The organism is Ruegeria sp. CDSB086 (assembly GCF_059611065.1).
In genome coordinates this window covers 1-3111 of sequence record NZ_JBXWOV010000025.1, presented here as the reverse complement: position 1 = coordinate 3111, position 3111 = coordinate 1, and the positions used below count along the sequence as shown (strand labels likewise).

2 protein-coding genes are annotated in these 3111 nt (G+C 52.7%); both read right to left on the bottom strand.

What is annotated here, in order from left to right:
• Window positions 1-14: 14 nt before the first annotated feature.
• The gene (locus AC2FIO_RS22780) at window positions 15-428 is read right to left on the bottom strand and encodes a cupin domain-containing protein (protein ID WP_050602994.1); all 414 of its coding nucleotides are present in this window, start codon (window positions 426-428) and stop codon (window positions 15-17) included.
• A 356-nt stretch (window positions 429-784) separates the two neighbouring features.
• Window positions 785-2650, bottom strand: coding sequence for an AMP-binding protein (locus tag AC2FIO_RS22775; protein ID WP_496700163.1), 1866 nt, complete (start codon window positions 2648-2650; stop codon window positions 785-787).
• Window positions 2651-3111: the final 461 nt, after the last annotated feature.

Genomic DNA, 3111 nt, shown 5'->3' with positions numbered 1-3111 from the left:
CTTTGTCTTGAAAATCAGTCGCTGACCAAAACTCTGCCTGGCTGGCCCTCCTCATGGACACGGAACACCAAAATGGTTGCCCCTTCGTCCCCTGAGCGAGCGGTGTGCACTTTTTTCAACGGAACGACGCCTACGTCACCTGAAAAAGCTTCTTGTTCGCCTTCGCCGTCTAGGATGAGGGTGACGCTGCCCTGCAGAATGTAGGCAAATTCTTCACCGGGATGCCAATGCATTGGTAAAGTGAGGTTTGGTGGTAGGGCAACATGGCTCACGACAACCTCCAAGCCCTCAGTGCTTTTGAGCGACTCGGTTAGCAAGTCCTGAATAAGCGGTTTTTGCAAAGTCGCTGGATCCCGCACATCGTGTGACATAGCCGCTGCGGCACCAGTCACGACAATCAAAAAAGCAAATATGATTGGTTTCCACATCTAATCCCCTCCTACTTTTAGAAGATGATGGCATTGGGACCTTTTCGAAATCAATGCTGGTGTGCACGCGGTTAACTGCGGCGTTCCAAATTGTTGTGTCAAACGCTGTTCCAGGGTCCGCAAAGTTCGCGGAGCGCTTCTTAGTGGACGGTGCGGCGAGTGGCGGCTTAGTCCGCAAGGCAGACGTAGAGCAGATTTCACTGAATGACCGCTTCGAGCCCATTGCAGCCGTTGTCATGGGAACTGGATTCTGTGATTGCATTTAGCAGCTGAACAATCAAAAGGCTCGCACAATGGCCACCGGCAACACAATATTTTTTGCGATTGGCAATTTGAGCCATTTTGAGAATTGTCCCCTACGATCCGACTTCAACGCGCGTCTCGAAAAGGAAGTCTTGAAGCTTCTCTTCAACGCTGGGCCTAGACGACGCGTCTGTCTCAGAAAGGCTCACTGTGACGCAAAGTCCGCGTGGCCCACCGGCCTCCACTTGCACGTGAGCGTCGGGCAACTTCAGTTGTTCACGAAGCAGATTTGATACTACCAGCCTTGCAGCATCGCACCGCAGACTGGGCTTGAAGATTTTGCCGACTGACGTCAGGGGTATCTCATCAACAATCTTAATGATCTTCGGCCAAGCTGGTCTTTCATCGATAGTGTTCTGAGCATGTGCCATTAGGTCTTCAACGGTAACCTCATCGGATGTGTGGACCTGAATGAAACATATCGGCAGTTCTCCGGCATAAGGATCGGGCATGCCGACCGCTGCTGCTAACGCGACAGCAGGGTGGGTACTCATCGCATTTTCAATCATGACCGGATCGATATTGTGGCCGCTTCGGATAATCAGATCTTTCGAGCGTCCGGCAACATAAAGGCACCCATTCGCATCTTTGTATCCCAAGTCGCCCGAATTCAGGACACCGTCTACGAACACCTCACTGTTGAATTCTGTAACGCTGTAACCGGGCGACACGTGAGGACCTTTGATGGCTACAACACCGATTTCGCCAATCTCACAAACCGCTCCAAGACCACCATCGCTTTCCAGCTTTAGAACGTCGACATTTGTGTAAGGTAACGCCCAGCCAACTGAACCTGCAGTACCCGTACCGCAGAGTGGATCGATACTGATCAATCCGGAAGCTTCCGTCATGCCCAGAATTTCAAAAAGAGTGCAGCCGGTCACTTCCTTGAACTTCTGCCCGACCGCAGGCGGTAGCAATGAAGCACCAGTCGCGCCCGCCCGCACGTGCGAGATGTCATGATCGCCGATTGGCGTTTGCAAAATCGCCCCAATAGCAGTTGGTACGCCGCCAACAATTGTAACCTTATATTCTGCAACAAGACGCCAAAAGCTTGCGACAACTGCTGGGTTTCGCAGTCCGGCAGGAGTCATTACGAGCAGTTCAACGCCTGCCATAAAGCAACTGAGGCCGCCGACAATCGTTCCGGCGACGTGAAAAAGAGGAAAAGTAGCGGTAAATACGTCATCGGAGCGAAAGCCGCACATTACAGCTCCCCCGAATGCTGCGACCAGCTGGCTGCGGTGGGTGTGCGCAACGAGCTTTGGCACACCGGTTGTGCCCCCGGTGTGAAAATAGGCCGCCAGATCTGAACCCCTGCGCGCCTCCCCAAAAGTCAGATGATCATCAGGTTGGGCCATCAAAGCACTGGCAAGATCAATAACTCCTTCTTCGGGCGGCGTACCCGGCGGAGAAACGCGCACAAGTACGAGGCCCGGAACCTGCTCCCGCATTGCTAGAGCTTTCTCCCAAATGTCCAGCTGTGGATGAGGGCCAAGAGCAACAAGGATCTTTGCCTCGGAGGCTTTGAGAAGTTCAGCTATGCTCTCAGGCTGCAAAAGAAAATTGATCGGAACAGCGTACCCAGCCGTTTCTGCTCCCCACAAAGTGACGTGGGTTTCAATCAAAGCGGGCAGCATAAACGCAACGCCCGGTGCTTCACCTCCAATCGCTGCAAACAGATTTGCCGCGCGCATTATCTGTCCCAGCAACTGTTCATAGGTCACACGACGCGGCTCTTCGTCTTCAGTTCCGGTCATCAGCATTGTCAGCGCAGTCGCATCAGGATCGCGGTCAGCGCTGTTGATAAAGACATCCAAGATGCTTTGTTCAGGTAAACGCTCTTCAAGCGTCATTTCTTCTTCGAACTCAGAAATATCACTTTGAGTCCTGATCGGCTGTGTGCCCAGATTGACCATGGGATCTCCTTCAACTTCAGGAAAGTGTCACCTGAGCTTTGGTCGAGCAGCCGAACTTTGCAACACCAACATACAAGATAAAGCACAAAAACAAGCCAATCTACGAAAGGCCGCTTTGTCCGCATCGCAGTCGTTCAGGCCGAGTGCAGCGAATGACTACTCGGAGCCCAGAGCAACTAATGCTGCACCAGGCACGAAGGACAGCATTGTGCAGAAAGCGGGCCTTGCAGAGCCGATAACTGGAGCCAGCTAAGGCTGTTCAATCGCTGACTTAGTAAACCCCAGATCAGTCGGTGGGCAAAATCAAAGAACGTCCAGAAGCTTCGTATACTCGATCCTCAGCACAAAGGCTGACAGGGTCCCTGTTATCGTCGCCGGTATGCCCTGCTTCCAAGTATCGAACACTAGATGGCAGAATATCGCTCCGACAGATGTGCAGAGCAACGCAAGTGCTCCTAGCG